At 63.1% G+C, this 26,723-nt stretch carries 21 protein-coding genes; 11 read left to right on the top strand and 10 right to left on the bottom strand.

Annotation, left to right across the window (positions count from 1 at the left end):
- Positions 1-60 precede the first annotated feature (60 nt).
- Positions 61-1,812: a gamma-glutamyltransferase gene (gene ggt / locus ACYU7Q_RS07390; RefSeq protein WP_460608805.1), complete on the bottom strand. Its 1,752-nt coding sequence runs from the start codon at positions 1,810-1,812 to the stop codon at positions 61-63.
- Positions 1,813-1,958: 146 nt separating this feature from the next.
- On the opposite strand from ggt, the gene ACYU7Q_RS07385 reads away from it, so the two are divergent.
- Together ACYU7Q_RS07385 and ACYU7Q_RS07380 are read left to right on the top strand one after the other, a co-directional pair.
- Positions 1,959-4,007, top strand: a complete 2,049-nt coding sequence (locus ACYU7Q_RS07385) for a 1,4-alpha-glucan-branching protein (RefSeq protein ID WP_460608804.1) — start codon at positions 1,959-1,961, stop codon at positions 4,005-4,007.
- A 203-nt stretch (positions 4,008-4,210) separates the two neighbouring features.
- Positions 4,211-4,513, top strand: coding sequence for a hypothetical protein (locus ACYU7Q_RS07380; RefSeq protein WP_460608803.1), 303 nt, complete (start codon positions 4,211-4,213; stop codon positions 4,511-4,513).
- Between the two features lie 173 nt (positions 4,514-4,686).
- Here ACYU7Q_RS07380 and ACYU7Q_RS07375 read toward each other — a convergent pair whose 3' ends face one another.
- The 3 genes from ACYU7Q_RS07375 to ACYU7Q_RS07365 all read right to left on the bottom strand — a co-directional run bounded on the left by ACYU7Q_RS07375 (position 4,687) and on the right by ACYU7Q_RS07365 (position 8,697).
- Positions 4,687-6,573, bottom strand: coding sequence for an alpha-amylase family glycosyl hydrolase (locus ACYU7Q_RS07375; RefSeq protein ID WP_460608802.1), 1,887 nt, complete (start codon positions 6,571-6,573; stop codon positions 4,687-4,689).
- A 178-nt stretch (positions 6,574-6,751) separates the two neighbouring features.
- Positions 6,752-7,222: a YdeI/OmpD-associated family protein gene (locus ACYU7Q_RS07370; RefSeq protein ID WP_460608801.1), complete on the bottom strand. Its 471-nt coding sequence runs from the start codon at positions 7,220-7,222 to the stop codon at positions 6,752-6,754.
- A gap of 80 nt (positions 7,223-7,302) precedes the next feature.
- A complete protein-coding gene (locus tag ACYU7Q_RS07365; protein ID WP_460608800.1) occupies positions 7,303-8,697 on the bottom strand; it encodes a glycosyltransferase family 4 protein in 1,395 nt (464 codons plus the stop codon).
- A 217-nt stretch (positions 8,698-8,914) separates the two neighbouring features.
- Between ACYU7Q_RS07365 and ACYU7Q_RS07360 the strand changes: the two genes are divergently transcribed.
- The 3 genes from ACYU7Q_RS07360 to ACYU7Q_RS07350 all read left to right on the top strand — a co-directional run bounded on the left by ACYU7Q_RS07360 (position 8,915) and on the right by ACYU7Q_RS07350 (position 12,369).
- Positions 8,915-11,401 carry a glycoside hydrolase family 31 protein gene (locus ACYU7Q_RS07360; protein ID WP_460608799.1) on the top strand — a complete coding sequence of 829 codons (2,487 nt, stop codon included), beginning with the start codon at positions 8,915-8,917 and terminating at the stop codon, positions 11,399-11,401.
- 165 nt (positions 11,402-11,566) lie between these two features.
- Positions 11,567-11,836, top strand: coding sequence for a hypothetical protein (locus ACYU7Q_RS07355; RefSeq protein ID WP_460608798.1), 270 nt, complete (start codon positions 11,567-11,569; stop codon positions 11,834-11,836).
- 293 nt (positions 11,837-12,129) lie between these two features.
- Positions 12,130-12,369 (top strand): hypothetical protein, encoded by a 240-nt coding sequence (locus tag ACYU7Q_RS07350; RefSeq protein ID WP_460608797.1) that lies wholly within the window; start codon positions 12,130-12,132, stop codon positions 12,367-12,369.
- Positions 12,370-12,957: 588 nt separating this feature from the next.
- On the opposite strand, the gene ACYU7Q_RS07345 is transcribed toward ACYU7Q_RS07350, so the two are convergent.
- Complete coding sequence (locus ACYU7Q_RS07345) at positions 12,958-13,647, bottom strand: hypothetical protein (protein WP_460608796.1); 690 nt, start codon at positions 13,645-13,647, stop codon at positions 12,958-12,960.
- 553 nt (positions 13,648-14,200) lie between these two features.
- Between ACYU7Q_RS07345 and ACYU7Q_RS07340 the strand changes: the two genes are divergently transcribed.
- A complete protein-coding gene (locus tag ACYU7Q_RS07340; RefSeq protein WP_460608795.1) occupies positions 14,201-14,668 on the top strand; it encodes a VapA/VapB family virulence-associated protein in 468 nt (155 codons plus the stop codon).
- A gap of 103 nt (positions 14,669-14,771) precedes the next feature.
- Here the strand turns inward: ACYU7Q_RS07340 and ACYU7Q_RS07335 are convergent, their stop codons facing one another.
- Both ACYU7Q_RS07335 and ACYU7Q_RS07330 read right to left on the bottom strand, forming a co-directional pair.
- Complete coding sequence (locus ACYU7Q_RS07335; RefSeq protein ID WP_460608794.1) at positions 14,772-15,464, bottom strand: PepSY-associated TM helix domain-containing protein; 693 nt, start codon at positions 15,462-15,464, stop codon at positions 14,772-14,774.
- Positions 15,454-16,983: a DUF2271 domain-containing protein gene (locus ACYU7Q_RS07330; RefSeq protein WP_460608793.1), complete on the bottom strand. Its 1,530-nt coding sequence runs from the start codon at positions 16,981-16,983 to the stop codon at positions 15,454-15,456. Before ACYU7Q_RS07330 ends, ACYU7Q_RS07335 begins: the two co-directional genes overlap by 11 nt.
- Before the next feature lie 175 nt (positions 16,984-17,158).
- On the opposite strand from ACYU7Q_RS07330, the gene ACYU7Q_RS07325 reads away from it, so the two are divergent.
- Positions 17,159-18,274 carry a mandelate racemase/muconate lactonizing enzyme family protein gene (locus ACYU7Q_RS07325; protein WP_460608792.1) on the top strand — a complete coding sequence of 372 codons (1,116 nt, stop codon included), beginning with the start codon at positions 17,159-17,161 and terminating at the stop codon, positions 18,272-18,274.
- Entirely contained in the window at positions 18,274-19,521 is a 1,248-nt protein-coding gene (locus tag ACYU7Q_RS07320) for a serine hydrolase (RefSeq protein WP_460608791.1), read from the top strand. Before ACYU7Q_RS07325 ends, ACYU7Q_RS07320 begins: the two co-directional genes overlap by 1 nt.
- A 15-nt stretch (positions 19,522-19,536) precedes the next feature.
- Here ACYU7Q_RS07320 and ACYU7Q_RS07315 read toward each other — a convergent pair whose 3' ends face one another.
- Together ACYU7Q_RS07315 and ACYU7Q_RS07310 are read right to left on the bottom strand one after the other, a co-directional pair.
- Positions 19,537-21,993 (bottom strand): reprolysin-like metallopeptidase, encoded by a 2,457-nt coding sequence (locus ACYU7Q_RS07315; RefSeq protein WP_460608790.1) that lies wholly within the window; start codon positions 21,991-21,993, stop codon positions 19,537-19,539.
- A 312-nt stretch (positions 21,994-22,305) separates the two neighbouring features.
- On the bottom strand, positions 22,306-22,722 hold the full coding sequence (locus ACYU7Q_RS07310) for a thiol-disulfide oxidoreductase DCC family protein (RefSeq protein WP_460608789.1): 417 nt from the start codon (positions 22,720-22,722) through the stop codon (positions 22,306-22,308).
- A gap of 199 nt (positions 22,723-22,921) precedes the next feature.
- Between ACYU7Q_RS07310 and ACYU7Q_RS07305 the strand changes: the two genes are divergently transcribed.
- The 3 genes from ACYU7Q_RS07305 to ACYU7Q_RS07295 all read left to right on the top strand — a co-directional run bounded on the left by ACYU7Q_RS07305 (position 22,922) and on the right by ACYU7Q_RS07295 (position 25,419).
- A complete protein-coding gene (locus tag ACYU7Q_RS07305) occupies positions 22,922-23,314 on the top strand; it encodes a hypothetical protein (RefSeq protein ID WP_460608788.1) in 393 nt (130 codons plus the stop codon).
- A 132-nt stretch (positions 23,315-23,446) separates the two neighbouring features.
- Entirely contained in the window at positions 23,447-25,003 is a 1,557-nt protein-coding gene (locus ACYU7Q_RS07300) for a hypothetical protein (protein WP_460608787.1), read from the top strand.
- 98 nt (positions 25,004-25,101) lie between these two features.
- Entirely contained in the window at positions 25,102-25,419 is a 318-nt protein-coding gene (locus tag ACYU7Q_RS07295; protein ID WP_460608786.1) for a hypothetical protein, read from the top strand.
- A gap of 75 nt (positions 25,420-25,494) precedes the next feature.
- Here the strand turns inward: ACYU7Q_RS07295 and ACYU7Q_RS07290 are convergent, their stop codons facing one another.
- The gene (locus tag ACYU7Q_RS07290; RefSeq protein ID WP_460608785.1) at positions 25,495-26,655 is read right to left on the bottom strand and encodes an esterase/lipase family protein; all 1,161 of its coding nucleotides are present in this window, start codon (positions 26,653-26,655) and stop codon (positions 25,495-25,497) included.
- Positions 26,656-26,723 lie beyond the last annotated feature (68 nt).

The following is a 26,723-nucleotide window of genomic DNA, read 5'->3' as shown; positions in this document are numbered from 1 at the left end:
CCCAAACAAAAAGGACGTCGTGCTGCGCGCAGCACGACGTCCTTTTTTTATTACGGAAGTCTAATAGCCCAGCGCCGTATCGTCGCCGCGCGGGTCGGCGCCGCCTTCCAGAGTGCCGTCGGGCAGGATGTGGATGATGTCGAGCCGGCCCCAGGGCAGGCGTGGGTTGAGGTGGTAGCCGCGGGCGCGCAGCGTGTCCTGCGCGGCGGGCAGCAGCGCGCCGGCCTCTACGTCGATAACGTCGGGCAGCCACTGGTGGTGCAGGCGCGGCGCGGTCACCACCTGCTGGGCGTTCAGGCCATAATCAACAATGCCAAGAATGCTCTGCAATACGCTGGTAATGATGGTGCTGCCGCCGGGGGTGCCGGTCACCAGCGCCACTTTGCCGTTGCGGGTGAGGATGGTGGGCGTCATGCTGCTGAGCATGCGCTTGCCGGGCGCAATGGCGTTGGCGGTGCCGCCCACCAGTCCGTAAGCGTTGGGCACACCGGCTTTGACCGAGAAGTCGTCCATCTCATTATTGAGGATGAAACCTGCGCCGGGCACCACTACTTTGCTGCCGTAGGCCCCGTTGAGGGTGGTGGTGCAGCTCACGGCATTGCCAAGGGCATCCACGATGCTGTAGTGGGTGGTTTCGTCGCTCTCGTAGCCGGGCAGGCCGGGGCCGGCCGTTACGTCGGCACTGGCAGTGGCGCGGCCCTTGGGGCGCATGGAGGCGGCCCGCTGGCGGTTGTAGTCCACATCGAGCAGCTTTTGCACGGGCACGAAGCCGAAATCCGGGTCGCCCAGATAAGTAGCGCGGTCGGCGTACACGCGCCGCTCGGCTTCGGTGATGTAGTGCACGGCCAGGGGCGTGTGGTAGCCGGCCTGGGCCATGTCTAGGGGCTCCAGCATTTGCAGCATTTGGAGCAGAGCCACGCCGCCCGAGCTGGGCGGCGGCATCGTAATCACGTCGTAGTCGCGGTAGTGGCCGCGCAGGGGGTCGCGCCATTTGGCCTTGTAGGCGTCGAGGTCGGCCTGGCTCACGAGGCCGCCGCCACGCTTCATCTCGCTGAGCAGCAGGCGGGCGGTTTCGCCCCGGTAGAAGCCGGCGCGGCCCTGGTCGCGCACGCGGGTGAGGGTGCGGGCCAGCTCGGGCAGGCGCAGGGTGTCGCCGGGCTGCCAGTCGCCGCCGCCGGGGCGCACGTAGGCCGGCGGGTTGCCGGGGTTGTACTTCTGGAAATCGGCGCGGGTGCGGTTGAGGCCGGCGGCCTCTTTGGCCGTGAGCGGGAAGCCGCGCGCGGCCAGCGCCACGGCCGGCTGCACCAGCGTGGCCCACGAAAGCTTGCCCAGCTGCTTGTGCAGCGTCACCATGCCGGCCACGGTGCCGGGCGTGCCCACGGCCAGCGGGCCGGCGGTGCTCAGGTCGGGCACCACGTTGCCCTGCTTGTCAAGGTACATGTCGCGCGTGGCCCCGGCCGGGGCAGTTTCGCGGAAATCGAGCGAACCGGCCGAGCCGTTGCGGTCCCGGTAAAGCAGAAAGCCGCCGCCGCCGATGTTGCCGGCCACCGGCAAAGCCACGGCCAGGGCAAACTGCACGGCCACGGCCGCATCATAAGCATTGCCGCCGCGCTGGAGAATCTGGGTGCCGATTTTGGACGCTTCGGGGTGGGCCGATACCACCATGGCGTAGCGGGCCAGCCGGGGCGCGGCCGCCTTGGGCGGCGGCGTGCCCAATGACCCCTCGAAGGCCCGCGAGGTGGACGTGACCGGCCGCTCGGCCGAGCAGGCCAGCAGCAGCGCCAGCGGAATGGTCAGGAGACGGTATTTCATCATTGGGCAAAATAACGCCATGTTTCAGCGGATTACTATTGCAGGGGCCAAATTGCCGGTCAGTTCGCCTAAATTGCCGTTGAGCCACCGCAACTGCCAAGCCGGTAGTGGCGGCGCGTTACTTTTGGCCCAAACCTTCCTGTATTATGGCTACGTCGAAACCCACTGCCTCCGCCGCTCCTAAGGCCCGCCGCCCGGCCCCGCTCGCCCTCGTGAAAAACGATGCCTGGCTCGCGCCCTATGAGCCGGTGCTGCGCCAGCGCCAAGCCCGTCTGCAGGCCCGACTGGCCGAAATCGAGCAATACCATGGCTCCTTGCTGAACTACGCCACCGCCCACCAGCAGCTCGGCCTGAACCACGACGCCGGCCGCGGCGGCTGGGTGTACCGCGAGTGGGCTCCCGGGGCCGATTATTTGTCGCTGGTCGGTGATTTCAACGGCTGGGACCGTGGGGCTAACCCGCTCCGAAAGCTGGATTTTGGCGTGTGGGAAGCGTTTTTGCCCGATGCGGAATATGACCAGCGCCTAACGCATGGCAGCCGCTTCAAGGTGCACGTAGTGGCCAACGGCCAGGGCAAAGACCGCCTGCCCGCCACCTTGCGCCGCGCCGTGCAGGACGAGCAAACCAAGGACTATGCCGGCCAAATATGGCGTCCGGAAACTGATTTCCGCTGGACCGACCAGAAATTCCGTACCGCCACCGCCGTGAAGGAGCCGCTCATCTACGAGGCGCACGTGGGCATGGCCACCGAGGAAGGCCGCGTGGGCACCTACCGCGAGTTCGCCGAAAACATCCTGCCCCGCATCGAGGCCGACGGCTATAACACCGTGCAGCTCATGGCCGTGATGGAGCACCCGTACTACGGCTCTTTCGGCTACCACGTCGCCAATTTGTTTGCCGCCAGCTCGCGCTTCGGCACGCCCGAGGATTTAAAATTTCTTATCGACGAAGCCCACCGGCGCGGCATCGCGGTACTGCTCGACATCGTGCACTCGCACGCCGTGAAAAACGAGGCCGAGGGCCTGGCCGATTTCGACGGCTCCGGCAACCTCTACTTCCACAAAGGCGAGCGCGGCAACCACCCCGGCTGGGACAGCAAGCTTTTCGACTACGGCCGCCCCGAGGTGCAGCAATTCTTGCTCTCGAACCTGCGCTACTGGCTCGAAGAATTCCACTTCGACGGCTTTCGTTTCGATGGCGTGACGAGCATGCTCTACCACCACCACGGCGAGGGCGTGGCCTTTATGGGCTACGATAATTACTTCGGCCCCGCTGCCGACGAAGACGCTATTCTATACCTGCAACTTGCCACCACGCTGGCCCACGAGTTCAAGAAAGGCAGCATCCTGGTTGCCGAGGACATGAGTGGCCTGCCGGGCCTGTGCCGGCCCATCAAGGAAGGCGGCGTGGGCTTCGACTACCGCCTGGCCATGGGCATTCCCGACTACTGGATTAAGCTGCTGAAGCACACGCCCGACGAAAACTGGCCCCTCGGTGACCTATGGCATACGCTCACCAACCGTCGCACGGGCGAGAAAACCATTGCCTACGCCGAAAGCCACGACCAGGCCCTGGTGGGCGACAAAACGCTGCTGCACTGGCTGATTGATGCCGGCATCTACACCCACATGCACGTTATCGACGGCGACCCCGGCGCGGCGCGTGGCGTGGCCCTGCACAAACTCATTCGCTTGGTTACGCTGGCGGCCGGCGGCGAGGGCTACCTCACCTTCATTGGCAACGAGTTCGGTCACCCCGAGTGGGTCGATTTCCCCCGCGAGGGCAACGGCTGGAGCTACCACTACGCCCGCCGCCAGTGGAGCCTCGGCGACAACCCCGACCTGAAATACCACCAGCTCGGCGAGTTTGACAAAGCCATGATTCATCTGGCCAAAGCCCGCCACCTGCTGGGTGCCGGCCCGGCTACGTTATTAAAGCACGACGAGGAAAACAAAGTACTGGTATTCGAGCGCGCCGGGCTGGTGTTCATCGTGAATTTCCACGTCGAAAAAAGCCTGACCGACTACCGCTTCTGGGTGACGGAGGAAGGCAAATACCGCGTGGTGCTGTCGTCGGACAACAGCCGTTTCGGCGGCTTCGACCGGCCCGATGAGGGGTATGTGTACGAGACGTATGAGCACCAGCTCAGCCTGTACGTGCCGAGCCGGGTGGCATTGGTACTGGCGCGAGGCTGAGTTGTCTTAAGCGTGATAAGGTTAAATCACTGTTTTCTTAAACATAAGAAGGGTTACCGCATAAGTCTGAGCACCTCACAAAAATGGCTACACTGTCTTTTCTAGCACCCTTAGTAGTCATTGGTTTTTGCCAACTGTCCTCCTCGCAAACGTTTCCCAAAACCACTTCTGTCGTTCGCCCCTCCGCGAAGCCACCTTCACGCGTGAAGCGTAAGCTGAACCGAACGGTGATGAATCCGCCCGCTTCGTTGCTTCAGGGGGTATGGTCGGATTGTCGGGACTGCAATGCCATTTTTTGGATTCAGGGGCGTCGGGTCAATTTCTTTGACGAAATAGGCAGTGAGGAGAAAGCAGGGCAGACGTACTGGAAAATGGCTAACAACCAGCTTTCCTTTTGCTATGACGGTGGTCTAGTAGTAACGGATACAATTATCAAGCTTACCAAAGACAGTTTAGTTACCTACCGCAAGAGTGCTGGATTTGGAAGATATGTTCGGCTGAAGTAACCCTCGTTTTTGTAAATTAATAATGATGGACTCTTTGAATATCTCCTGCGGTCTAAAGAGAGTTCAATAAACTGGTTCACCTTTCAGAGTTCAGGAAACTCGCTTTCGAGATGAGTTTCCTGAACTCTGAAAGGTGAGGTTCTAACCACCGTTGGAGATTAGCTGCCTAACAGCTACTTCCCCAGCTCCAGCACCACGGCGGTTTTGGCCGGTAGCGCGAGGCTCGCAATGTTGCTCAGGCTCTCGCCCGTCAGCACGTTGCGGGCTTTTGTGAAGCCATTTATGCGCTCCACGAAGCGGGCGGTGGGCAGCGTGGCGGGCTTGTCGGTGGTATTGGACGCTACCATTACGGTGCCGGTGGCATCGTAGCGGAAGTACACGTAGAGGCCGTTTTCGGGCAGGTACTGCATCAGCTTGCCGTCGTGCAGCACTTTGTGGTCGCGGCGGTAGGTGGCTAATTTTTTTACGAAATCGAAGGCTTCGTTTTCCTGGGCCGTGCGGCCGGCGGCGTTGAATTTGTTTTCCTTATCGCCGGGCCAGCCGCCGGGGAAATCCTTGCGCACTTCGGCATCGGTGGGGTTTTTGAAGTTCTTCATCAGGATTTCGGTGCCGTAGTACATGCTCGGGATGCCGCGGGTGGTGAGCAGCCAGGTCAGCCCCATCTTGTAGCGGTCAAAATCGTCGCCGATGACGGACAGGAACCGGTCGTGGTCGAAGTTGTCGAGGAAAGTGACCAGCTTGGTGGGGTCCTGGTACACCACGTCCTGGGCCAGCGTCTGGTAGAAGCGTTGCGCGCCGCCGTCCCAGCCGGTAGCGGCGGGCGTGCCCACGTCCTTCAAGCCGGCCAGCATGGCGCCTTCGAGCACAAAATCGAGCCCACCGGGCTGGTTCGATTTAAAGGGAAAGTCAATCTTGCTGCGGGTGTAGTAGGCCTGGTCCACCACGTTGGTCACCGCCGACTCGCCGAAGATGTGCAGGCGCGGGTACTCGGCTAGCAGCGCTGCGTTGCAGCGGTTCATAAACGGCTGGTCGTTGTAGAGATAGGTGTCGATGCGGTAGGCATCGATGCCAAAGTTCTCCACGTTCCAGATGGCGTTTTCAATCAGGTAGTTGGCCACGTAGGGGTTCTGCTGGTTGAGGTCGGGCAGGAAGGGCACAAACCAGCCGTCGAGTGTGACTTTGCGGTCGCTCTGCGCCGCGTGCGGGTCGGTGATGGGCGTGTAGCGGTAGGTGGTATTGGTGTAGGTGGGCCACTGGTGCAGCCAGCTCTTCATGGGCAGGTCCTGCAAAATCCAGTGGGTGTTGCCCACGTGGTTGTACACGGCATCCTGCACCACTTTCAGGCCGGCGGCGTGGGCTTGTTGCACGTAGCCTTTGTAGCCCGCGTTGCCGCCAAAGCGCCGGTCCACCTGGTACTGGTCGGTGAAGCCGAAGCCGTGATAGGACGCGCGCATGGTGCCGCCCTCGTTGGTGAGGGGCTGGTTGTTTTCCGTCACCGGGGTCAGCCACACGGCCGTGGCGCCCAGTTCCTTGATGTAGGGCAGGTGCTGGGTGACCCCAGCCAAATCGCCGCCGTGGCGGAAGAAAGGATTGGCGCGGTCCAGGTTGGTGTCGCGCATGTCGGCAAACTTGTCGTTGGCCGGGTCGCCGTTGGCAAAGCGGTCAATCATCGCCACGTAGATGAAGTCGGCATCGGTGACGCCCTGGGCTTTGGGGGCCTTGTCGCGGGCCCGTAGTTCCCAGCTTTGCGTCACCGTCTGGCTGCCTTTCTTGCCGATAATCTGGACCTTGCCGGGCTTGGCGGTGGGGGCAATGGTGAGGTCGAGAAAGGCGTAGTTGGGATTCTCAACCGTATTGGTTTTCACCAGCTTCACGCCGGGATAATTGATGCTGTAGGCCAGCGTGCCCGCCCCGGGACCATGAATAAGCACCTGCACGTTGGAGTTTTTCATGCCCACCCACCAGTTGGTCGGGTTCACGCGGTCGATGCTGGCAGTTTGGGCGTTGGTTATTGATGGGAGCAGCAGGGCGAGGAGGGGCAGCAGGTAGCGTTTTTGCATGAAGAGAGCGGGTGGGAAATTGACGGAGGAATTCGGGATGATTTTGATTTCTGAAACGTCATGCAGAGCGCAGCGAAGCATCTTGCCCGCCACCAGTAATTCATTCGATAAGATTACTCACTGCGGTAAAGATGCTTCGCTGCGCTCTGCATGACGTTCTTTTCCTGAAAGTGAGAACCTACGGGCGCTTGCGCCCCTGCCCCAGCATTTCCACCGTCTCGGCCAGGCGGCGTGCGCGGGTATCCGGCCGCTTGGCACCTTCCAGCCAGCGCACGAACTCGCGCTGGTGGGTGTAAGCCAGCTTGTCGAAGTAAGCGGCAGCTTTGGGGTTCGTGGCCAGCTGTTCGGCGAGGTCATCGGGAGGCGTCATTTTGCGCACCGCTGTATCGTGCGACATCGTCACGCGTACCGTGTCGCCGATGGTTTTGTCGATGGCCTTGCGGATTTGCTTGAGGATAAGCAAGGCGTGGTGCCCATCGCCGAGGGGCACGGCGCTGCCCTGGTAAGGGTAGCCGTCGAAGGTGACGTGCACTGGCAACTGGCCGCGCTTGCCATACACTTCCGGCACCGAAAACGGGATGACGACGAATACGCCCGCGTCGCCATAGCCCGCTTCTAAAACTGCTTCAAATTCGTGTTCGGGCTGCATACGGGGCGGATGTTTGGGTGTTGAAAAAGGGCTTATTTCAACAAAGTAAGCCATTTCGCAAGTAAGCCCGTATGGCGGCCTTAGCCCAATGCCACTTCGCCCAGGGCACTTTGCACGGCGGTTTCATCGTCGGCCGCTACTACGCGCACTTTGTCGGCGGAGTCCTCATACAGGGCCAGCAGGCGGTGGCGCAGGGCTTCATCCGGCACCAGCACGAGGCGGGCGCGGCGCATGGCCATGCGCTCCATTTCAAGCTGATAGCCGTGCTCGGCGGGGTTGGGCAGGTCGGTGGCCAGGCTGGCGAGGTAGAGCACCAGCGGCCGGCCCGAGCTGCTGCGGATTTCCAGCGCCGCTAGCCACGCCGGCCAGTTGGGTGCGTAAATCACCCCGAAATCGGCGGCGCGGCCCTGTACCAGCTGCGCGGCCTGTCGGGCATACTGAATCATGCGGAAGTTCAGGCCGTCGAGCCTGGGCATCAGAACGGTGGGTGCGGTGGGTACGGCCGGGGCAGGGGCGTGAGCGGGGACCGTAACTGCCACTTCGGGCGCTTCAGTCTCGGCATCGGCAATTGGCGCATCGGGCACGAGGTCGTCTTCGGGCGCTGAAATATCGGCAGCCTCACCAGCGCCAATTTCTTCCGTGGTTTCCTGAAAAGTGGCGGGGTGCTGCACGGCCGGCAGCTCCGGGTCGGGGTCAAAGCTCAGGTCGCCGGCCTGCGGTTTTTGTCGGGGGCGGAGGGCGGCCGTGGGCGTTGATGCAGTTGTGGCGGTTGGCTCGGTTCTAACGGGCTTCCGCAAACCGGAGCCGGCCGTCGCAACGGTACCTGTCACCAGCGGCCGAGGGGGAGCAGGGGGCGGCGGTGGGAAAAACCCGCCCGAACCCGCGCCCAGGTACGGTGCCGCCGGCGCCTGCCACTGGCCTGCCAAGGCGGGCGCGTGGATGCCCGTCGGCCACTGGCTGCGGCTGGGCACCGGGGGCAGCCCAGGGAACCGATTAGCTAAGGGCTGCGTCGTTGCCGCCGGCGCAGGAGCATCAGCAGATTCCAGCTCAGCCAGCCCGATAATTCGCGATTGCAAGGCCGGGACGGACGTTTGCTTCCTCGCAGCCAACGTGGGCAATACCTGCACCCCGGGGCCATCCGCCGCTGTGTCTAAAGCATCTATTGCATCGACAGCAGCTTCAGCCGTGGCTGAACCAACCACCGCATTAGCCGCAACGGCAGTTGCTGAAGCGGCCATAGATGCAACAGGAGCGGGCAATGCCGCCGCTTCCGTCGAATCAGTATCAACTTTTTCCTGCACGCCCTCCCCACCCGGCAAATGCGGATAAACCGCCAGTACCGGGTGCTGCGTGGCCAATTGATACACCAGCGGCAGGGTAGGGGGCAGCGCCGAGCCGCCGAGCACGGCCACTTGCGGGTCGGCATCGTCCCAGGCCAGCAGCAAGACGGAAAATTCGGGCGGGGTTATGGGCACAGCGGGACGGGAAATTCAATCTGCCGAAGCCTGGGGGTGGTGCTTGGCCGTGAATTAACTCCCAATGCTACGGCAGCGGGGCCGCATTTGCCGAAAAAACTCGTTTGACCGATTCAGAAAAAAGTAACTTGCGTACTTCCCGCTCACCGCACCGGCCCGGCCGGTCTTTTTTTGCCCGGTTTTATTCCGGATTTTGCCTTCTGCTTAGAATTAGTTTATGGATACCTCGATTCAGGAAAATAACTACATGGTGAACGACCTGGCGGCCAAAAGCCACCAGGAACATTATCCCGGCCAAGTCATTCGCGTCGACGAGCTCGACGGCCACCGCTTCCTCTTCAACTGCCAGAACGGCGTGCGGCTCATGTTGCACGTCCTGAGTGATAAAATCCTGCGCTTCCGCTACCTCACCGACGGCCCATTTTCGCCCGATTTCTCCTACGCCGTGCCGGCCGATGCGACCACCCGTATGGCCCCGGCCCTGGTGGAGTTCCGCGAAAAGCCCGACCACTACCGCCTCACCACGGCCCGCCTCATCTGCATTATTCAGAAGGAAAACCTGAAGGTGCGCGTGCTCGACCGCTCCGGCACCATCCTTTCCGATGACGAAAAAGGCTTCCACTGGGAGTACGACTACGACACCGGCAACGACATCGTGAAAATGAGCAAGCAGGTGCCCGCCGGCGTGCACTACTACGGCCTCGGCGACAAGCCCGACAACATGAACCTGCGCGGCAAGCGCTTCACCAACTGGGGCTCCGATACCTACGGCTACGTGAAAGGCTCCGACCCGCTCTACAAGAACATCCCGTTCTACCACGTGCTGCATCAGAAAATAGCGCACGGCATTTTCTTCGACAACACCTTCCGGGCCAGCTTCGACTTCGCGGCCGAGCGCGCCGACGTGACCAGCTTCTGGGCCCAGGGCGGCGAGCTGAACTACTACTTCATCTACGGCCCTACCCTGATGGAGGTGACCCAGGAGTACACCCTGCTCACCTGCCCACCCGAGCTGCCGCCCCTCTGGACGCTGGGCTACCACCAGTGCAAGTGGAGCTATTACCCCGAGGCCAACGTGAAGGAAATCACGAGCGGTCTGCGCGACCGCAAGATTCCCTGCGACGCGCTTTACCTCGACATCGACTATATGGAAGGCTACCGCTGCTTCACCTGGAGCAAGGCGCACTTCCCCGAGCCCAAGCGCATGGTGCAGGAGCTGGCCGCCGACGGCTTCAAAACCATTGTCATCATCGACCCCGGCATCAAGATTGACCCCGAGTATTCGGTGTACAAGGAGGGCGTGGCCAACGACTACTTCTGCCGCCGCGCCGATGGCCCGCTGATGAAGGGCTCCGTCTGGCCCGGCCTCTGCAATTTCCCCGACTTCACCGCGCCCCGCGTGCGCGAGTGGTGGGCCGGCCTGTTCAAAGAACTCATCCAGGACATCGGGGTGAAGGGCGTGTGGAACGACATGAACGAGCCGGCGGTGTTCGAGAAGGGCACCTTCCCGCCCGATGTGCGCTTCGAGTACGACGGCCACTGGGCCTCGCACCAGAAGGCGCACAACATCTACGGCATGCAGATGGCCCGCGCCACCAACGACGGCGTGAAGAAGTTCAGCTACCCCAACCGGCCCTTCACCATTACGCGCAGCACCTACAGCGGCGGCCAGCGCTACTCCTCGGGCTGGACCGGCGACAACATCGCCAGCTGGGAGCACCTCTGGCTGGCCAACATCCAGTGCCAGCGCCTGAGCATCTCGGGCTTCAGCTTCATCGGCTCCGACATCGGCGGCTTCGTGGACACGCCCACCGGTGAGCTCTACGCCCGCTGGATTGCCCTGGGGGCCTTCCACCCGTTCTTCCGCACCCACTCCTCCGGCGACCACGGCGACCAGGAGCCTTGGAGCTTCGGCGACACCGTGACCGACCTGGCCCGCCACTTCATCGAGCTGCGCTACCGCCTGCTGCCCTACATGTACACCGCCTTCTGGCAGTACGTCACCAAGGGCACGCCCATGCTGCGCCCGCTCACCTTCCTCGACCAGAACGACACCGAAACCTACCTGCGCATGGCCGAATTCGGCCTCGGCGATAACCTGCTGGTGTGCCCCATCACCCAGCCCGGCGCCGATGGCCGCTGGATGTATCTGCCCCGCGGCGACTGGTTCTACTACTGGACCGACACGCCCCAGGCCGGCGGCAGCGAAGTATGGGCCGCCGCCGACCTCACCCGCATTCCGCTCTTCATCAAGGCCGGCGCGGTGGTGCCCATGCAGCCGGTGATGCAGTACGTGGGCGAAACCCCCGTCACCGAGCTCACCCTGCACGTGTACTACAAAAACGGCACCGCCGAGAGCGTCCTCTACGACGACGGCGGCGAAGGCTACGCCTACCTCGAAGGCCACAAAACCGTGCGCCGCTTCACCGTCACCGGCTCCACCACCGACCTCGTCCTCACCCAGGCCATCGAAGGCGACTACGCGCCCAGCTACGCCACCTACCGCGTGGTGCTGCACGGCGTGGCCGGCGCCATCGCCGTCACCGCCGACGGCCAGCCCGCCCCCGTCACCGACGCCACCCTAGAAACTGGGTTGACGCTGCCCAGCCTCGTAGTGTCCGTTAGCTTCGGCGAAGTGCGCGTGAACGTGGTACCGAGTGCGGTGGGAAAGGAGGAAGGGGCACCGGCTACTCCAGCCGCTTAAGTTTCTTAAGATGCTAAATGGAACAGGCGTTTTTTGCAACGCCTGTTCCATTTCAACAACAATAAAAATAAAGACTACCGTTTGGCTGAATTACAAACCTGAAATGGCATTGACAGCGAGATGAATACTTCCCTTGCTCGCTCCCTTCACCTAACCTTGGCCGTTATGGTGCTGGTCGTAACGTTGCTCTCTTGGTGGGGAAAGGTACTGTATACTACTGCTGACCATTCAGAACCCCGCGAAGACCTCCTCTTTGGCTTGCTATTTTCCATGACCGTTTTTAGTCTTCTTCCTGCGTTCGCGCTGCTAGGCACTACCCTTTATGCAGCTGTCGTGCGCCGAAGAGTAGGAGAAGCTGTTGCGGGCATTGGCGCATTGGCCCTTATGTACATAATGGCTAGAAGCGGTATGAACATGATGGAATTTTATGATTAATGTATGTCGAACGCTTCCACCTGACATGCGTTGCAGACTAGCTATCCAAAAACCAAAACAGGGTATCCCGTGGGGTGCCCTGTTTTGTTCCCGCCCACCCGGCCGCTCCGCTTGGGGCGGACCTGGGGTGAGCGTGTCCGCCACCACGTAATCGGCGGGCTGGCAAGCGTCGGCGGTGGCATACGTGACCTTGCCGATGCCGCACAGGGTGTTTAGGGCTAGCGAGGCGTTGGCTACTGAAGGAAGGTTTTGGTCAGGGGCAGTATATTCCGCCATTCATCCTTCCTCCCGTTATGAAAAGTGTATCCGCTTGCCTGCTTGGCGTGGCGCTGCTGAGTCTCTGCTGGACCGCTCAGGCGCAAACCACCCCCGCCACCCAACCCAAAACCCCGCCGGTAAAACCGATGCCGCGCCCCAAAAGCGCAGCCGCCCCCAAGGGCAAGGCCTATGGCGCGCCGCTCATCAAGGACACGGCCGCCTTCCGGCGCTCCGGCCGCCCGGCCGATGGCCCCAACCGTCTCCGGCCTAAATAAGCTGACTGGTGCCCGTCAGCTTCGGCAAGATGCGCGTGAACGTGGTATCGGCGGGGGCTCCGGCCGCTTAAGTTTCTTACTTGTTCCTTTCAGACACTATGATGAACGCACTTATTGCCTTGGCCGTCTTGTGGAGCGCTGCCTTTTTCGGGCCCACTAAAAAAGAGCCTTCATCGACGCTTGTTGTTTCTTATGGTGCCATTGGATGTACGTGTGCCCAATGGGCTATTAATACAAGGTTGCCCTTGGAATACCCGGAATATATCTATTTGGAAAGAGCCAAGGCGACTCTTCCAGAGGCTGATGACTTGTGGGACGGGAATAATATTCCCCTACAGCTTCGGGTGAAGGGATATTTCAAGCCGGGGAAAGGTGTCCCGGCGAGATTCGCGAGATACCTGAAAGGTCGCCCCGACCCAGCGAGAATATTTTGCTATACCTCCTTCACTGTGCTAAAAAATGGCCATCGAACCCACTAAATCGTGAAAAAAGGAGCGACATGATTCAACAACAGAGGCTTTGGCTAACTCCAAAACCACAACAGGGCACCCCGTGGGGTGCCCTGTTTCGTTCCCGCCCACCCGGCCGCTACGCCTGGGGCGGCATCGTATCGGTGGGCGGGGCGGGCGTGTCGTCCACCACGTAGTCGGCGTATTTGCGGGCGTCGGTAGTGGCGTAGAGGGCCTTGCCGATGGCGCAGAGGTCAATCAGCTCCTCGTAGAGGGCGTTGCCGGCCACGATGCGGACATCGGCGGCGCGGCCCCGGGCGGTTTCAGCGTCCTGCTGCTTGCCCAGTAGCTCCAGAAACTCGGCGGCGGAGGCAGCCAGCGTGTCGAGCATATCGGCGGTGAGGCCCTTGGCGGCGTACTCGGCCAAGTGGGCGCGGCCCACCCGCACCACCCGCAGCAGGCCCACATACAGCTCGGCCTCGGGGCCATTGCTGAGGCCGCCGCTGCCAAACATCTTGTAGCTGGCCGAGCGCGCATCGTGCACCGTGCCCACAATGCCCATCAGGGCTTGCAGCTCCGTGATGGCGCGGGCCTGCACCTTTTCCTTGGCTAGGGTGGCCTCTTGCTTGGCTCCGTCCAGTTCGATGTCGGTGGGCAGGACTTCAAATTCCGCGCGCAGCTTTTCGAAAGCTTTGAGGCGCGCGGCATCCACGCCGCGCGGGGCCAGTTCGGCGGCATCGCGTTGGAGGAAGTTGTGTTTGTCGAAACTGACCTTAATCAGCTCGCTTTGGGGCATGTGGAACAGGGCCACGGGTTGCGTTTGGCGCATCGGTAAAAACGGAAAAGGGGTTATGGGATAGACAATTCCCCCCAACCGCAGCCGGAGGCGAATCGAAAGTAGTAGAATATTCGGTGCCCCCCGCCAAACGCCCCGCCGGCCCGGCCAAATGCCCCGCGTATCCCGCCAAAGCCCCCGCTGCCCCGGCCAAACGCTTCCCGATAGCCGCCAAACACTCAGCGGCCCCCACCCAACGCCCGGCGCATCCCTACAAACGGTCAGCGGGGCACTACGAACGGTCAGCGTAAGCTCTTTCCGGGCGTTCGGCCCCGCTAGCGCGGCGTTCGGTGGCATGCGCTGGTGCGGGCCTCAGGACCGGGGCACGGGCGGGGCGAAAACCCGCCCGCGCCGGCCCGGCAAGGTGGGGAGCGTAATTCTACCCATTAGCAAAAAAGGGTAATTCTACGCTTCCCGCCAGGGCCGGCCCGGTGGCTCCTTTGCACTGGCAAACGGCGGAGCAAGGACTGAAATACCGGGATTCAGTTTTCGCTGCACGGGTGCCTAGCTCCCATTTTCTAATCCTTATTAACTCATTTCTAACCCAATGAACTCAGACCAGCAAACCCAGACACAGCCCGCCGTAGATGCCGCCACCCTCGTGCGGGACTTCAAACAGCAATACGAAGGCAAGCTGCCCGCCGAGCAGCTGCAGTCGGCCACCGATGCGCTCATGGCCACGGCCAATGCCACCGGCTACGCGGCCAATGGCAACATTGCCAGCATGGTATTCTACGTCAAGGTGCAGGTGAACGTGACCGGTGTCGGCGGCAAAAGCTTCAACAGCAATGGCGGCGGCGTCTTCACGCCGGGGGGCGGCGCTTATTTCGGCACCGTTTACACCGACGATATCAACCGGCTGTATCGAGATACGGTGAGCTTCCAGGTGACGGCCACGAACGTGTACGTGAGCGTAGTTTTCTTCGACGGCAACAGCAAGACGCTGGGCACCTTCCAGGCCGGCGCGGTTTCGACGGTCACGGGCGTCGGCGGCGGTTCGGGCCACTGGGCCTAAGCTGTGCTGGCACCTGCGTACCCCTGCTTGCAAAGCCCGGCCGTGCTGGCCGGGCTTTTTGCGTGCTGGCGCGGGGGGACCTGGTGGGAGATGCCCCGCTGACCTACGGCACCAGCAGCGCGTAGGCCAGGTAGCACAGCGCCCCGCCCACCACAGCCACCAGCAGGCCGCGCACCCGCTTGTTCTTCAGGAAAAACAGCATCACCAGGCCGCTGAGCGACACCAGGGTGAGGAAACCGGCCGAGAGGTCGATGACCCAGCTCCAGCCCGGGCCGCTGTCGCGGCCCTTGTGCAGGTCGTTGAGCACGGCCACCAGGCCCTGCCGCAGCTCGGTGAGCTCGAAGGTGCCATCCTGGCGGTTGATGAAGGCGTCGGCGCTGTAGCCCGGGCCTTTGAAGGAGACGGAGCACTGGTCGTCTTGTATCTCGAAGTCGCTCACGGCCCCGCGCAGGGCGTATTGGCTGCGCAGCCGCTCCACAATGGCCAGCTTGTTGATGCGGGCGGTATCGGGCACGTTCACCCAGGCGACGGGCAAGGTGCCGGTGCGCTTGGTTTCCCTCGGCTGCCCGTCGAACCAGTCGGCGTGGTTCAGGGTGAGGCCGGTGACGGCGAAGAACAGCACCACCAAGAAGCTCAGCATCGAAAGGTACACGTGCAGCCAGCGCGACCACGAGGCCGTGCGCTTCTTTAGCTCCGACGACTTGGGCTTGCCGGCCGGGCTGCGGGTGGCGCGGCCCCCGCCGGTGGCAGTGGGCACGAAGGGCTTGGGGGCGTACCCGGTAGGGCTATTGGCCATCGGTTTTCTTGCGGTAGTCCACGGCGGCCGAGGCAACTTCGGCATTGGCGGGCAGGTCGAAATGCTGGGGCTTTTTGGTTTCGATGGCCTGCTTCATGAGTTGATGGGTGCCGTGCTCGCGGGCCACTTCCACCATCAGGGTGTAGCTGCCCTGGGGCACGGGGTTGCCCTGGTCGTCCTTGCCGTCCCACTTCAGCGTGTACTTGCCCGCCGGGCGGGTGGCGCTGGTGGTGGAGCTGATGCTGTTGTTGCCGGCCGCGAACTGCTCGTAGTACGTGGCGTACCAGTAGCGCATGTCGTCGAGGTACTTGGGTTTGTTGTACCACAGGGCAATCTGGCGCACGGGCTTCTTCTTGCTGTCCACCACCCACACGGCCACGAAGGGCCGATGCACGCGCCCGCCGCCTTCCGGCGTGGCCAGCTCCAGGCTGAGCGCCACTTCGTAGTTCGGGTCCCAGGGCTTGTCTTTGGTGGGGATGGCCGGCGCTTTGGTCGTCAGGGCCGGGGCGGCGGGGCGCTCCAGTTTCGGCCAGCCAGCGCTTTCCAGCCGCTGGCCGTCGGCGGTGAGGAGCATAAACTCGGCCCCCGGCACAGCGGCCACCAGGGCCTGGCCCTCGGCGGGTGGCAGCACGTTGAGGGCGGTGGCCAGCGCGCCGGCATCGGTCGCCTTATCGGCCACCACCGTGGCGCTGATAACCTCGCTGGCCGGCCGGCCCGTGCGCGGGTCGATGATGTGCGAGTACCAGCGGCCGGCTATGGTTTCGCCGCGGCGGTAGTCGCCGCTGGTGGCAATGGTTTTGTCGCTTACCTGCAATTGCGCCACCGGGAGGTCGTTTTCGGCATCGGCCCGGGGGTTGCTCACGTTGATTTGCTCGCTGTGCTCGCCCCGCACCAGGATGTCGCCGCCAATATTCAGCACCACGCCGCGCACGCCGGGCGTGGCCAAAGCCACCCCGGCGGCCTTGTTCAGGATATAGCTTTTGGCGAAGGAATTCAGCACCAGCGGCGCGGTGCTGAGGCGCTGGGCGGTGTGGTTTTCAGCATTCAGCGCATAATGCTGCTGGTGCACAGCGGCTACGGCGGCGGCAATTTCCGCCTCCGAGGGCTGGCGGTTTTGCTTCGCAGCTTCGCGCCAGAGCTGGCTCACGGTTTCGGCCGAAGCATCGAGGGCGCCGTCGCTCTTCACCCGCCACTGTTCGAACAAGTCCAGCACCTCATACAGCTCCGGCGACACGGCCACCGGCTTTTGCCCCGCCCGCAGCCAGCGACTGAATTCGCTGCCGGCATCGTAGCCGCTGAGGATTTTGTTGAGCCGGTCGACTTCGCGCAGGGCGGCGGTTTCGGCCTGGGCGGCGGGCTGGGCCGCGTCGGCGGCCACTTTCATTTCGAAAGAGGTACCCAGCACGTTTTCGTAGTCGGACACGTAGAGCTGGCTGGCCGGGTGCGGCAGAAAGGCGAGGCTGCTAAGGGTGGCCAGCAGCAGCGAAAGGCCGGCTATGCGGCGTTGAAATACATTCATTATCGGGGGAATTTATTCGACCTGAAAGGATGCCAGCGGCAGGCGCTGCCAACTAATGCCGAGGCCGACGGCTCTGCAAAAGAAAGACCAGGCAGGTTGTCGGGCTACCGCCCCGGCCCGCCGCGTTACTTTGTGTTGACCAAGCGCCGTTATTCGTAGCCTAACTTGCTGTTTCATGCCCGGTACTACTATCCAAGCCGTCAGTATCTACAAGCTGCTGGTGCCGCTGCGCGAGCCGTTCGTCATCTCCCTCGGACCGCTGCTGGCGGTGGAAAATATCGTGGTGGTGCTGCGCACCGCCGGTGGCCACGTCGGCTACGGCGAGTGCAGCCCCTTCCTCACCATCAGCGGGGAGAGCGTGGACACTGGCTTCATCGTGGGCCAGTATTTCGCCCCGGCCCTGAAAGGCCGCGACGCGCTGGACCTGGCCGGCAACTTGGCTGAGCTGGACCGCATCATCTACGGCAATAGCAGCATCAAAAGCGCCTTCGACATTGCCCTGCACGACATCGCCGCCCAGCACGCCGGCCTGCCGCTGTACGAGTTTCTGGGCGGGAAAAACGACAAAGTGCTGACGACGGACATGACCGTGAGCCTCGGCCCGGCCGAGAAAATGCGGGCCGATGCCGAGCAGTTTCAGCGCGAAGGCTTCCCGGCCATCAAGGTGAAATTGGGCGGAAGTTTGGCGGAAGACGTGGCCCGTATCCGCGCCATTCGCGCGGGCATCGGCCCCACCCACCCGCTGCGCGTGGATGCCAACCAGGGCTGGGGCACGGCCGATAACGCCATTGCCGTGCTGCAGGCGCTGGGCGAATTCAACATCGAGCACTGCGAGGAGCCCATCCTGCGCCAGCACTTCATGGAGCTGAGCCGGGTGCGGGCCGCCTCGCCCATCCCCATCATGGCCGACGAAAGCTGCGGCGACGAGCACGACGCGGCCCGCCTCATCCAGCTGCAAGCCTGCCAGATGCTCAATATCAAGCTGGGCAAGTCTTCCGGCTTTCATCGCGCCCAAAAGATTGCGAAGCTGGGCCAGGCCGCTGGCCTCACGCTGCAAGTGGGCGGCTTCCTCGAATCGCGCCTTGGCATGACGGCCGCCGCTCACCTCGCCCTGAGCAACCCCGCCATTCACCACTGCGATTTCGACACCCCGCTCATGTTTACGGAGGACCCCGTGGTGGGCGGGTTCCGCTACCGGCCGGGCGGCGTGATTGAGATGCCCACCGGCCCCGGCCTGGGCGCGACGATTGACGAGAGTTGGCTTCGAAAAGCGCCTCAAGTCCATTTCTGATGCGAAGAAACGTGTTTTCCTGGGCGCTGCTGGTTGCGCTGGCTGGGCTGAGCCGGCCCGCCGAGGCTCAGTTTGGCCCCAATGCCCTGCGCCAGGTCCTGCGCCACGATACCGTGGGCCTGGCCCGCGTGCTGGCCCGGCCGGACTACTACCGCCTGCAAATCATCTATACCCGCATCCGGCGCGACGCGGCGGGGCAGCCGCATTTTCGCACCTATCGCTACCACGTGCGGCCCCGCGAATACTTCTACCCAGCCAGCACCGTGAAGCTGGCTGGCGTGGCCCTGGCCCTGCAGAAGCTGCGCGCCCTGAGCGCCACACACCCCGGCCTGAGCCCCGACGTGCCCATGCTGACGGACTCCGCCTTCGCGGGCCAGACGCGGGTGCGGCGCGACACCAGCGCGGCCGGCGGCCGGCCTACCGTGGGCAACTACGTGCGCAAAATATTGTTGGTGAGCGATAACGACGCCTTCAATCGGCTGTATGAGTTCGTTGGCCCCGAGGAGCTGAACCGCGAGCTGGCCCGCTTGGGCCTGCACCACACCCGCCTCGTGAACCGGCTGGCCATCGGCGACCAGGAGCCCGGCAGCCGCCACACCAACCCCGTGCGCTTCTTTGCTGATACGGCCGCCACGCAGCTGCTCTATGCCCAGCCGGCCGGCTACTATGCCGGGCCGTGGCCCCGGCTGGGGCTGCGCGGTGAAGCCATCGGCCAGGCCTATATCAAAGGCGACCAGAAAATTGCCGGCCCGCTGGATTTCAGCCAGAAAAATGCCTTCGCGCTGCCCGACCAGCAGCGGCTGCTCCGCACCGTTTTATTTCCCGAAACTGTGCCCGCTGCCCGCCGACTGCACCTCGCGCCCGATGATTACGCCCGGTTGCGCGCAGCCATGGCGCAGCTGCCGCGCGAAAGCATCCACCCGCGCTACGCCCCGGCTCAATTCCCGGATACCTACGTGAAGTACCTGCTGGGCGGGGGCGGCCAAGCGGCGCTGCCGCCCGGCGTGCGGGTGTTCAATAAAATCGGCCAGTCCTACGGCTTTCTCATCGACAACGCCTACGTGCAGGACGAGGCCCACGGCGTCGAATTCCTGCTCAGCGCCGTCGTCTACACCAATGCCGACGGCGTGCTGAACGACGACAAGTACGAGTACGACACCATCGGCTTCCCCTTCCTGCGCGACTTGGGCCGCCGCGTGTACGAAGCCGAATGCCGCCGCGTGCTCGGTTCCAAAAAGCCTCGATAACTCACCTTACGCCAGCTACTTCACTATCAGGCGTACGGCGGTGCCGTTGCCGCGCACCACGTACAGACCAGGGGCTAGGCCCGCCAGCCCCAGCTGCAGCGCGCCGCTGCCGGCCTGAGTAGCCGTGAGCCGCACCCGGCCGGTCAGGTCGAGCACCTGCACCGGCTGGCCGGCGGCAAGGCCCGCCACCGTGACCGTGCCCGCCGTCGGATTGGGCCACACCCGGAGCCGGGCTGCCGTGCCGCTGGTCACGGCCACCGCCCGCACCGGTGACAGGCTTTCGGGGCCGTTGTTGTCCAGCTGGCGGAGGCGGTAGTACACCGTGGGGGCGGGGTAGGAGGCCAGCCCTGCATCATCGAACTGATAGCTCCGGGGCATGCTGCTGCTGCCTTGGCCCGGCACCCAGCCCAGGCGGCGGAATGTCTTGCCATCGGTAGAGACTTCTACGGCAAAGCCGGCGTTGTTTTTCTCCGAAGCCGTGTGCCAGTCCAGATGTGCCGCGGTGCCGCGGGCTTCGGCCGTGAAGGCCGTCAGCTCCACGGGCAGCGTGCCCGTCAGGGTGATGTTAGCATTGTTAACGGCGAAAAATACGTTGTTCAGAGCCTGGATTTTGAAGCGGCCCTTGGTGGTACTCACATCGGGGAGCTGCACGGATTGGGTGCCATCGTTGGGGGTGCTGGCCAGTAGTACGGTGGGGAAAGTCAGGCCCCCATCGGTGGAGAAAAGCAACTGCACGTTGGCGCAATTCACCGGTGCCTGGTCGGTGCCCAGCACACTCCAGGTCAGGGTATAGGAACTGCCGCCCGTGGCCGAGAAGGCGGCGCTGGGGGCCGTCACGGCAAAGGGGCCGGCTGAGGCCACAGCCAGGGTCACGTTGCCCCCTGCCACGCCGCTGTGGTTGTCGCGCGCCGTGAGGCGGAAATTAAGCGTACGGGCCACCTGGGGCAATATTTCGCCCAGCGAAGCGGTGTTGGCCAGCAGCGAAGTCAGGTTCGGAAACGTACGGGACGGGCTGGCCACGGGCGCAAAACTGCGAAACAGCGGCGGGCCGGAGGCATCGGTTGCCGCGCCGGCCAGGCCGCTGGCATTGCCGAGGTCCAGTTCTTCCCAGGAGTAGGTAAGGGCGTCGCCGTTGGGGTCGGTGCCGCTGCCCGTGAGGGTGAAAGGAGTGCCCAGCGGAATGGTGTAGGTGTCGCTGGCGGGCACGCTCACGCTGGGCGGCTGGTTGCCAGTGGCTATAAAGCTGCCGCAGGCCAGGCTGGGCACGATGGCGCTCAGGCTACCGGCGTGGAAGTAGTTGATGCCCGGCCCTACGTTGTCGGGGGCGCAGCGCGAGTCGTACGACATGATGGTGTTGCCCGCGCCCGGCTCAAAGGCCAGGGTGGGGCTGCGGTTGCCGCCGCCACAATTGCCTTGGTCGCCATTGAACGTATGTTCCGAGCCAAGCTGGTGGCCTATTTCGTGTGTCGCCACCGTGGCCATCAGCGCCGCCGTGCTGCCCGTGGAAGCCCCGCTGGCCTTGTATGGGTCATAACACGTCACATCCATGTAGGCAATGCCCGAGTAGCCGCCGGCGAGGTAGCCCAGCACATGCCCCAGGTCGTAGCTGCCCGAGCCGATGGCGTTGTCCACCACGGCCTGGTTGCCGTTTGCCAACCCCACCACGTCGCTGTTGTCATAGGGGTCAGTAGCGGCATCGGTAAAAATCAGCTGGTCGGTGTTGCCTACCAATTGCAGGCGCACGGCCAGGTCGCGCTCATACACCGCGTTCAGCGAATTCACCAGCGTAACCATGCTGGCCAGGGTGGTGGCTACGCTGTTGCCGCCCAGCTGCTGAGTGTACTCGCCGGTGGCGGCCAGGGCCAGGCGCAGCACGCGGAGCTGGCTGCCGTAGGGGGGCGGTGGTACGGGCGGCGTGCCCCCGGTGGGCCGCCGCGCCCGGCCGGGTACTTTCAAGGCCTGGCAGGCAAATTCGGGCAGCGCGTCGGGGTGGCTTTGGTAGCGGTTGGCAGTGCCGGGGTCAGCTTCAATACTGAGGGCGCTGGTGGGGGCTAGCACCTGGGCGTGCAGGCCGGCGGGCGAGGTTTCGAGGCGTACCGAGGCGGTAGGCTCGTCCAGCCCGTGCCCGGCATAAGTCTGAATCTGCGGATAGCGGGCCGCCAGCGCCGGGGCCATCACCGGCACTTGGGTGAGGGCGAAGCGGTGCAGCGTGCCATCGGGGTAAGGCAGTTCGAGGGTTACGGCGGCGGCAGGCTTGGTTTCGAGGGGCGCGCTGGCCAGGCGAGCGGCCAGCTGCGTGGCATCGAGGGTGAACCAGCTGCCGGCCGTTTTCGGTGCGGCATTGCCGTTGCGGGCGGCTGGGGCCGGGGCAGGCTGCCAGAGCGGGGCTGGGGTTTGGGCGCTGCCCACCCGGGCACCCAGCAATAGCGAAGCAACCAGCGCAAACGAAACCTTACCGTATCTGAAATCCATATAAGTCAAGCATAATTGGATATTATGCAATAATTGCGCAGTGCAAAAACCACTATTGCATTTCGCCCCGCCAAATGAGCGGGCAAGGTGGCGCAAAATACAAGTCAGCAGGCGAAGTGATTCTGTGGCTGCACCACAAGGGAGCCTTTTAACCCTCAGTGCTACGCCCAAGACCTGGTATCAGCCAGTGTTTTTCTATGTGCTCATTAATGCAAATTATATATTTTATATATAATATTAATTTGTTGAAAAAAGTCAAATTAGGCCAATGGTGCTAAGCCATGCCTATGCGTACTGCGTTCGGCCGATGCCTTACAAAAACCGCGCTTTCAGGCCCGGAGTCGGCAGCATACAGCTTTCCTGCCGGCCAAACCAGCGGTAGCGGTTGCGGGCCACGAAACGATAAATCGCATCGCGCCAGGCGGCGGGCAGTACCCGGCCCAGCGCCGCCAGCCGCCACCCGCCGCCCAGCCCCTCGGCAATGCGCAGCACGGCGGCCGAATGCGAGTACAGCCGCCCGCCGCTGAGCAGCAGCACCGATTCGGGCTCGGCCGCGACGGCGGCCGGCGCGAGGCCGTGGGCCAGCAGCAAGGCCCGCCCCGCCTCGCTTTGCAGCGCGGCGAAGCGGAAGCGACCTGCCGGGTCGTGGCGAATGACGAACTGCACGAAGCCGTTGCAGAGGTTGCACACGCCGTCGAACAGGATGGTATCGGGAGTTGGGTTGGGCATGAAGTGGAGCGCGGTTAATCTGGGCGGTGGATGAATGGCTAACGCACCACGGAGTGCGGGGTTGGCCCCGGGAAATGGCCAGCGGCCGGCGAATGCGCGGGCATTTATCCGTATTTACCCAATTTGAAATACGGGTTTATTCGCTGGTTACTGGTTTAAGCCGACCCGTATACTTGGCTAAATCATCTCTTTAGCTCCTATGTTCACCAAAACCATTAGCCGTTCATTCGCGGCGCTTATTATGGGCACGGCCCTGCTGGGCGCCTGCCAAAGCAAAAAATCGACCACCGAAACCAGCACGAGTACAGAATCGAGCACGAGCACTGACTCGGCCAGTACGGGCAGCATGGGCACCGGCACCACCAGCGGCACCGCCGATGGCTCGGGCGCGGGCATGAATTCGAATGCGGGCGGGGTAACGGGCGGCACCACGGGCAGCAGCAGCAACTCCAACAGCGGCACCACTACCAACGGCAGCTCATCCGGGGGCGGCTCGACGGCCGGTTCGACGAGCGGCAGCGGGGCGACGGGTGGTGGAACTACCAGTACTACCGGCTCCACCACGGGCAGAGGTACCACCGGCGGACAATAACCAGCAGCTGGGTAGTAAACGTATGTGGTGAACCCCCGGACGGGTTATTTCGCAAGGCGAAAAGGCGGGTCATGCGTGACTGCCTTTTCGCCTTGTTCTTTTTTGGGGCCGGCAATTGCCGGATTTTCGTTTATGGAGAAAGGCTATACTGGTTTCTGGGGCGTGCTGCGCCGGCCGTTCGTGCTCGATTTGCGGGCGCTGGCGCTGCTGCGGATGGCCACGGCCGCCGTGGTATTGCTGGATTTAGCCATTCGCAGCACCGACCTGGAGGCACACTACGCTAACATGGGCGTGCTGCCGCTGGCCGCGCTGCACGACCATGTGTGGTCGGCCTACCAGTTTTCGCTGCACGCGGCCAGTGGGTTGTGGCAGGCGCAGGCAGGGCTGTTTCTGCTGGCGGCGGGGCTGGCGGGGGCGCTGCTGCTGGGCTACCACACGCGGCTGGCCACGGTGGCTTCGTGGGTGCTGCTGGTATCGGTACAAAACCGCAACCCGCTCATCGGGCAGGGGGGCGATGACTTGCTGCGAATGCTGCTGTTCTGGGGCATGTTCCTGCCCTGGGGCCGGGTGTGGAGCTGGGATGCCCGCAACCGGCCGGCTCCGGCGCGGCTCGACTACTTCAGCGCGGCCACGGTGGCCTACATCGTGCAAATCGCGCTGCTCTACTGGTGCACGGCCCTGCTCAAAAACGGCCCCGAATGGACTACCACCGGCACCGCGCTCTACTACGCTCTCAGCCTCGACCAGCTGCTGCTGCCCGGCGGGCGGCTGCTCTACCCGCACCCCGACCTGCTGCGCGCCCTCACCTTCGCCACCTATTATACGGAGCTGCTGCTGCCGTTTGCGCTGTTTTTGCCGGTGGGGGTGAAGTGGTGGCGCATGCTGGTGGTGGGGGTACTGTTCGGCTTTCACCTCGGTATCAGCGTCACGCTGTACGTGGGCTTGTTTTTTATCATAAACATGGCTTCGCTGCTGGGGCTGCTGCCGCCGGGAGTGCTGGACTGGCTCACGGCCCGAGTGGCGCCGCACGCGGCGCGGGCCGCCGGCTGGCGCCCGCGTCTGCCGGCCTGGCCGCTGCCGTGGCGCCTGCGCCTGGAGCGCACCCGCGAGCCCTCGGCCGGTAGCCGGCGGCTGGCGCGGCGCGTGCGTGAAACCTTCGTGGCGGTGACGCTGGCCTACGTGTGCTGGTGGAACCTCGACGACGTGGCCGTGCTGCGCCCCACCGGCAGCCTGATGGCCGCCCCGGCGCGCTGGTTCGGGCTGCTCTTTCGGGTCGACCAGCACTGGGGCATGTTTGCGCCCGTGGTGTTCAAGGATGACGGGTGGTACATCTTCGACGCCACCACCGCCGATGACCGCCACCTCGACCTGAACCGGGCCGGTGCGCCCATCGTCCACACCAAGCCGGCTGCGGTGGTGTCGTTGTTCAAAAACGACCGGTGGCGCAAATACTCCGAAAATTACCTCTTCGTGAGCAATGCCTGGATGCGGCCCTACTACTGCAACTACCTGTTGCGCATCTGGCACGAGAACCCGGCGCACGTGCCGCTTAAGCACCTTTCCATTGTGTACATGAAGGAGGTTTCGCTGCCTGATTATAAAGTGGCAAAGCCGGTGCGTGAGATACTATGCGAGTGCGAACCGGAGCTGCCGCTTGCGCAAAATGACTCCAAAGTACTTGGTGAATAAGTATTTATCCGGATAAAAATCCGAATAAATCGCGTTGCCAACTCCCGTATAGAAGAAGGCCTCCGGCAATTCTCATTCTTTCACTTTTCCTTACCCCTATGAAAAGCAAATGGATTTCGGTACTGACCGGCGCGCTGCTGTGCTCGTCGCTTAGCTTATTCAGTGCCTGCACCACGTCAGAAAATGCCGGCACCACTTCGGGTACGACCTCTGGTACGACTTCAGGTTCAACCTCAGGGACTACCACAACGGACGGGACCACCTCCGGCACAACCACCGGCACCACAACCACGGGCACGACTACTACTGGAACAACAACCAGCGGCACCACGACCAGCGGTACTACGTCGGGTACCACTACCACCGGTACAACCAGTGGGACCACATCGGGTACCACCACCGGCACAACTACCTGATTATCTCTTGGATTTGCCTGTGAAAAAGCCGTATTCGGGAGGGATACGGCTTTTGGCATTTGAAGAAGCCGCGTTTCAGGCCCACTGCTTCAGGTACTGAAACACTTCCGGATGCGTGAGCAGGCCGCCGTGGTGCTGCTGGCTGAATACGGCCGTGCGCACGCTGGCCCCGGCGGGCAGGGCGGCCTCATCGCCGAAGGTGGCGTGGCCCCGGGCGCTGCTGTGGCTCACCAGCCCATCGCCAAAATACTCGCGCAGGGCCGAGGGCCGCGTAGCCCGCAGCCACGAGCCCATCAGAATGTGATACTGCACGCCGGGCAGTGGCGGTACGGGGGTGCGCGGCGGGGTGAAGTCGTTGGCGTGGGCATCCTGCCAATCTTCATCAACCAGAATGGAATAGCGCAAATCCTTGATGCCGTTGCTGCGCTGGTTGAGGGCCTTGCTCAGAAAGCGCGTGGGAAACAGGTTGATGCGCTCCAGCAGCCGGGCTGTGAAGTGTGAATTCTGTTCCAGCCACGAGCCGTCGTTGGGCGTGCCGATGAGGAAAATGGAGCGCAGGTGCGCCAGCCAGGGAGTTGGTTCAGTTAAGAGTTGAGAGTTAGGAGTTAAGAGTTGATTTTGGCCAGGAGCAACTGCTGTGTCCTCCGTCTCAACTCTTAACTCTTCACTCTTAACTTCTAACTGACCGTAATACCCGGCCGAGCGAATGATGAGCCCGCCCATGCTGTGGCCCACCAGCACGAGCTCGCCAATGGCGTCGGGGTAGGTTTCGACCAGCTCGGTGAGGAGGCGGTTGAGCTCGCGGCCGTTTTCGGAGAGGTGCAGGCCGGAGTTGAAGCGCAGGTAGAGGGCGCGGCTGCGGGTTTCCTCGGCCAGGCGCGGGCCGTAGCGCCGGCTGCCGGGCGCGTCCTGAAAGCCGGTTTGCCAGATGAGCTCGTCGCCCATCAGGCCGTGCACGTACACCACGGTTTTCTGGTGCGGCTCGGTGAGGCGCAGGTCGGCTACGGCCACATCCTGCCCGCCGCGCCGGAAACTCATCCGAATGGCGCGCGGGTCGAAGCGGGCCGCCAGCTGGTCGCCAAGGGCGCCGTTGAGCACGGGCAGGAAAAAATGCTGATGCGCCTGGCCGGCCCGCACCACGTAGCTGGCCCCGCGCACGGGCAGCAGGGCGGCGCGCCCCACGGCCCCCAGGGCGCGGCGGAAGCGGGAGGGCGGCTTGGGGTCGAAATCGGACATGGACAGCGGAAAACGTGCAGGATTACCCGAAAGTAGGGCCGCCGCCGGTATTGCGTTGGCCTTCCGCC

It is taken from the genome of Hymenobacter terrigena (genome assembly GCF_054776515.1).
Note: the sequence above shows the minus strand (reverse complement) of the source record. Positions and strands in the feature narration are given on the sequence as shown.

Coding starts and splice junctions, on each gene's coding strand:
- ACYU7Q_RS07350 (WP_460608797.1), top strand. CDS start 12,130: ATGAAAAGTGTATCCGCTTGCCTGCTTGGCGTGGCGCTGCTGAGTCTC.
- ACYU7Q_RS07320 (WP_460608791.1), top strand. CDS start 18,274: ATGCGAAGAAACGTGTTTTCCTGGGCGCTGCTGGTTGCGCTGGCTGGG.
- ACYU7Q_RS07335 (WP_460608794.1), bottom strand. CDS start 15,464: ATGGCCAATAGCCCTACCGGGTACGCCCCCAAGCCCTTCGTGCCCACT.
- ACYU7Q_RS07345 (WP_460608796.1), bottom strand. CDS start 13,647: ATGCGCCAAACGCAACCCGTGGCCCTGTTCCACATGCCCCAAAGCGAG.
- ACYU7Q_RS07325 (WP_460608792.1), top strand. CDS start 17,159: ATGCCCGGTACTACTATCCAAGCCGTCAGTATCTACAAGCTGCTGGTG.
- ACYU7Q_RS07340 (WP_460608795.1), top strand. CDS start 14,201: ATGAACTCAGACCAGCAAACCCAGACACAGCCCGCCGTAGATGCCGCC.
- ACYU7Q_RS07330 (WP_460608793.1), bottom strand. CDS start 16,983: ATGAATGTATTTCAACGCCGCATAGCCGGCCTTTCGCTGCTGCTGGCC.
- ACYU7Q_RS07360 (WP_460608799.1), top strand. CDS start 8,915: ATGGATACCTCGATTCAGGAAAATAACTACATGGTGAACGACCTGGCG.
- ggt (WP_460608805.1), bottom strand. CDS start 1,812: ATGAAATACCGTCTCCTGACCATTCCGCTGGCGCTGCTGCTGGCCTGC.
- ACYU7Q_RS07310 (WP_460608789.1), bottom strand. CDS start 22,722: ATGCCCAACCCAACTCCCGATACCATCCTGTTCGACGGCGTGTGCAAC.
- ACYU7Q_RS07305 (WP_460608788.1), top strand. CDS start 22,922: ATGTTCACCAAAACCATTAGCCGTTCATTCGCGGCGCTTATTATGGGC.
- ACYU7Q_RS07295 (WP_460608786.1), top strand. CDS start 25,102: ATGAAAAGCAAATGGATTTCGGTACTGACCGGCGCGCTGCTGTGCTCG.
- ACYU7Q_RS07315 (WP_460608790.1), bottom strand. CDS start 21,993: ATGGATTTCAGATACGGTAAGGTTTCGTTTGCGCTGGTTGCTTCGCTA.
- ACYU7Q_RS07300 (WP_460608787.1), top strand. CDS start 23,447: ATGGAGAAAGGCTATACTGGTTTCTGGGGCGTGCTGCGCCGGCCGTTC.
- ACYU7Q_RS07355 (WP_460608798.1), top strand. CDS start 11,567: ATGGTGCTGGTCGTAACGTTGCTCTCTTGGTGGGGAAAGGTACTGTAT.
- ACYU7Q_RS07370 (WP_460608801.1), bottom strand. CDS start 7,222: ATGCAGCCCGAACACGAATTTGAAGCAGTTTTAGAAGCGGGCTATGGC.
- ACYU7Q_RS07385 (WP_460608804.1), top strand. CDS start 1,959: ATGGCTACGTCGAAACCCACTGCCTCCGCCGCTCCTAAGGCCCGCCGC.
- ACYU7Q_RS07375 (WP_460608802.1), bottom strand. CDS start 6,573: ATGCAAAAACGCTACCTGCTGCCCCTCCTCGCCCTGCTGCTCCCATCA.
- ACYU7Q_RS07290 (WP_460608785.1), bottom strand. CDS start 26,655: ATGTCCGATTTCGACCCCAAGCCGCCCTCCCGCTTCCGCCGCGCCCTG.